Here is a 393-nt window from a genome sequence, read left to right as displayed (position 1 = left end):
ACGTTGTTCAGGGCATTGCCGACGCCGTTGAGGTTGTCGCTGCCGGTCAGGGTGAGGTTTTCCAGGTTGGCGCCCAGGGCCCAGCTCACCGAGGCGCGTACGGTGTCGATTTCGCTCGCCAGGGTGCTGGTTTCGGTGACCGTGTCCTTGAGGTTGTCGACGATGTAGGTGTCGTTGCCGAAGCCGCCCATCATCACGTCGGCGCCGAGGCCACCGTCCAGCACGTTGTTGCCGCTGTTGCCGATCAGCACGTTGTTCAGGGCGTTGCCGGTGGCGTCGAGCTGGTCGCTGCCGGTGAGGGTCAGGTTCTCGAGGTTGCTGCCCAGGGTGTAGCTGATCGACGACAGCACCGTGTCGATCTCGGCCAGCGAGGTGCCGCGCTCGATTACCGTG

Annotated in this window: 1 pseudogene; it reads right to left on the bottom strand. The window is 64.4% G+C overall.

The annotated features are described in order from the left end of the window. Positions 1 to 393, bottom strand: a pseudogene (locus AC1DF0_RS32550) (hypothetical protein); the annotation flags it as partial.

The sequence above is a fragment of the Paenibacillus sp. 05T425 genome (assembly GCF_056396205.1).
This window is presented reverse-complemented; position numbering and strand designations above follow the sequence as displayed.